The following is a 4,567-nucleotide window of genomic DNA, read 5'->3' as shown; positions in this document are numbered from 1 at the left end:
TATTAATTAAAAATTAATTGTCGCACTCTCTTTTGATAAAAAAATGAAAAAAGAAATAGGAGAAAATATGTTCTCCTAAGTTATATTTTATTTTTAGTTTTTTACTACCGTGATTGTACTGTTTACATCACAACGTTCATAGAGTTTGTTTCCATATACACATGTGAATGTGTAGTCTTGTGCTCTTGTATTTTCTGGTATTGTGTAATCTATTGTTACTAGTCCATTTTTTACTTCATGGTAAATTATATATCCCTCATTATCTCTCATGGTTTTACCATTTACCTTGAATAGGACACGTCCTTCATTTACATTAGCATCTTTTTCTGTTATTTTCACTGTTATTTTTATTGTTTCGCCTGGTTTTGTTGTTGTGGTGTTTGTTGTCATTGTCATTGTAGCTGTTTTTTTGGTTATGTTCATTGGTATTGCTTCACTTCTGTAGGAGGTGTATTTATTTGTTCCACCATACACAGCACTTATTTCTGATTCTATTTTAAACCAGTTTGCTGGTACAGTGTAGTTTTCTATCATTGCTACTCCATCTTTTATTGTTGCGTATATAATGTTTCCATTGGTATCTTTTATTGTTTTACCATTTACTTTGAATACTAAACGTCCTTCTGTTACAGGATTTCCATCTTCATCTGTTACTGTTGCTTTTAGATTGATTTTATCTCCTACATGTGCATTTATTGGATCTATTGTTACAGTAGTACTGAGTTTATGTATATCCACGTTTATTGTTGTGTTTATTGCATTGTATATTTCTGTTCCATCATAGATGAATGTTAGGTTTTGGTTGAAGTTTCCTCTGAAGATTTTAGTAAATGTTCCTTTTCCATCAATTATATTGATTATTGCAAATGTGTTATTGTATTGGTCTATTACTGTTACTGTTCCATTTAATGGGTTTTCAAATTCATTTGTTAGTGTTATTGGTATGTTTATACGTGTATTTGGTGTTGTTTTTACTGAGTCTACTTTGAGTATAGTATTTATTTTATTTACTGTTACAGTTTGAGTAATGGTGTTGTTTAGATATTTATCTTCATTATCTGTATATGTTATTTTTATTGTGGTTTCACCATCTTTTGTTGGTGTGTAGTTGTATGTAGCTATTCCATCTGTTAATGTTAATGTAGTTTCTTTTCCATTAATATTAATTATTACATCACCATTTACAGCTTTATCTAGCATACTTGTTACATTGATTATTATTGGATAAGTAGTACCTACTTTTAATTCTGAAGGTAGTGTTATGTTCATTTGTGTTTTGTAGTTTCCATTTGTTGGTCTAATACTTCCATAAGTAACTCTTCCAGTTCCCACTACTTTTATTGCATCTTTAGCACATACATCTTCACTTTCTATATAATTACTTAGTATTATAAAATTACCTGTATGATTTATTATTTCTATTATTGGGGTATTATAATTCTTAGTTTTAACAATAATAGTATTACTACTAAGAGTTCCTTTAGAATTTATATTTCGTATTGCTGTTATTGGATTATCACTTTTTAATATTATGTTATTTCTATTTATAGACATAGTTCTTGCATTTTTACTGTTTGATATGTATATTGCTGTTATATTAGATCCTTTTCCATATATATTATTCGTTTGAATATTAGTTTGTCCTTCTATTTTACTTAATGAAATTATTGTTACATTTTGACTACCAATTGTTGTAATATTATTATGATTTAATCTTATTCCACCTTTTTCAATAATTATTGTTTTTGCAGGAGTATTATTATTTTCTTGATAGATTGTACTATCCTCCATAATTATTGTTGAATTCACTTTTAAGCTTGTTTGTCTATCATCAGTGTTATGTATGTTTATTCCAGTTATGTTACTGTTTGTTGCATTTTCTGTGAATATTAATGTTCCATTATATATTGTATAATTATTTGGATTTTCTATTAACACTTTATGATTAAATATCATATTTTTATTATAAAAGTTAGATCCTAACTCTATTACATCAATATCAGAGTTTAAGATTTGATTTGTGAAGTATTGATTATAATTTTCATTTGTTATGATTGTTCCAGGTTTATTAAATTCTATAGTGAGATTTGTTACATTAATAGTTTTTACTGCATATTTTCCCATTAAATTTTCTGTTTTTAAAAAGTTACTGATTACTTGAGCATTTTCTGCATTTTCTATTATAATTAGAGGTAAATTTTTCTGTTTTTCTATTATCATATTATTGTTTTTAATTGCGATATTGCCCATATTTTTAAATATGTTTTGAGCATTGACATTACTTATAAAATTATTAAATAATATATCAGATTTTTTATTATTTTCTATATATATTGGAGTGTTGTTAGTTCCATTAGTGTTTATATTATTATATGCCATTGTAACATTAGTATTAATTAGTTTTATTCCAATTGTATTCTGTGAAGTTAAGTTTATATTATGATTTATTATAGTAATAGGAATGTTACTATAAGTATAATTTATTAATAATATGTCTGTATATAAAAGTCCTATTGTTTGATTATTACTATATAAGTTAATATTATTTTCTTTTTGAGTTCTAGGATATGTAATATTATTATTTTTATATAGTACTCCTATTGCATTGTTTTTAGCATTTATTGTCATATTTAAGTTAGAATTAATTCCACCATATAATCCTATTATTTTTCCATTAGGTTCTGTTTTTGTTGTATTAACTGTGATACTTCCATATGATATTACAGTGTTTTTTTCACAATATACTGCTGTAGATAATTTATTGTAATCATCTGAATCTATTTCTGGTGCATATAATGTTATATTTGTATATGATGCATTTAAGAATGAATTCTTATTTACATATATGGTTTGTGCTTGGTTTTCTTTGTTATATTGTATTATATTAGAATAAAATAGGTTTACTCTTCCTCCAATAACATCTATAATATTTATCACAGTTTTTCTATCATCACTTACATTAAATTGTAAACTAGTTAAGTTACTAATTCCTGTAGAATGTGTTAAGGATATTGTTCCATTATATATTGTATAATTTCTAGGATTTTTTAATGTTATTGCATGATTAAATGTCATATTTTTATTATAAATGTTAGATCCTAATACTGCTTCGGCTGTTTTATTAAGAACAAATACTTGATTTATAAAGTAGTCATTGTAATTATCATTTGTTAGAATTATTATTTCTGGAGTATTGTTGAATAATGTACTGTTTTTACTGTTTGTTTGTATAATGGTACTGTTTCCTCCACTGAAATTATTACCATTAAGATAATTATTTATTATTTTATTATTATTTGAGTTTGTTAGATTTATTGTATAATCTGTTTCTGTTGTGATGGATATATTTTCTATAATGTTATTATTTGAGTTTTCCATTATTATTGCAATATCATTTATATTTATATTTGTTTTTGAAACATCTTGTGCTGATCCTATGTATGTGTTTGTAGTATTTACTAGTTTTAAGAAATTTCCTTTGTTGTTATATGTTGAGTCTTCTTTCATAGTCATAGCAGTAATGTTGGTATTTTGTGAATTAATTTGTTCTATTGCAATTAGATTAGGGTTTGTATCAGTTAATGCAGAAAGACATAATGTTAAATAGAATATGTTTGTGTTTTCAGTATTTTTTGTTAATATTCCTCTTGCATAGTCACCTATTGTTTTATGATCACTACCTCCAGATAAACCTACTACATTAGTATTTCTTGTATTTTCTAAAAATACAGTTATACTTTTATTTGATCTTATTATGGATTCTCCATATTCCTTAATGAATGTATTATCACTATTTAATGTTGGATTTCCAAATGCCTTGATTCCATAAACTGTTTTATTTGATGTTAATTTCATATTAGATATGACTATTCTATTATTCTTAGAATCTTGTAATTGTGTTCCTATTGCATTTTCTGATGTATATATGTATATCTGATTTTGAACAGTGATATTACTTGAATTTATTAACTCTGTTCCTATTGCATCTTTATTTGTATTAATATAGATATAATTATTATAAATATAATTTTCATTACTACTATTTAATACAATACCAGTTGATGTTGTATTAAGTATACTATCTGTAGTTATATTTATTTTATTGCTTTTTAATGTATTATCTGCTGATTTTATTAAAATACCTGTATTATTTGTTGTACTAGTAATATTAATTATATTTGATTCTAAATTATTATTATCTTGTGTTATTATAATAGCATTATATGGATTTGTTGTTTTTACAAATATATTATTATTTTTTATAAAATTATGTGGTGAATTAATTAGAATTCCATATTGATTTTTATCATTATTTTTAATTGTTGTATTTTGAATAATCATTGAAGCATTATTTATAATATTAATTGAACCATTTACAATATTAACTTTTTTATTACTTAAAAGAAGAGCTTTTATATTAGAAAAAGTTAAATTCTTATTTTTAATATCACTAATAATTGTAATAGTACTACAATTTTCAAAAACATCTGTTTTAATTACACCATTCTTATCAAAATAAATATTATAATTATCATCAGTTAAATTAATATAACTACCAGTTACTGGA

The 4,567-nt window shown here is 24.1% G+C and carries 1 protein-coding gene; it reads right to left on the bottom strand.

All coding sequences use genetic code 11. The features are described from left to right. Nucleotides 1-93 precede the first annotated feature (93 nt). Nucleotides 94-4,567 (bottom strand): Ig-like domain-containing protein (locus tag A9758_RS06155; RefSeq protein WP_084759206.1); only part of this gene is annotated, 4,474 nt, incomplete at its 5' end.

Source organism: Methanosphaera sp. A6, from assembly GCF_001729395.1.
Classification (GTDB): domain Archaea; phylum Methanobacteriota; class Methanobacteria; order Methanobacteriales; family Methanobacteriaceae; genus Methanosphaera; species Methanosphaera stadtmanae.
The sequence above is the reverse complement of the archived record's forward strand: the minus strand, read 5'-3'. Positions and strand labels throughout refer to the sequence as shown.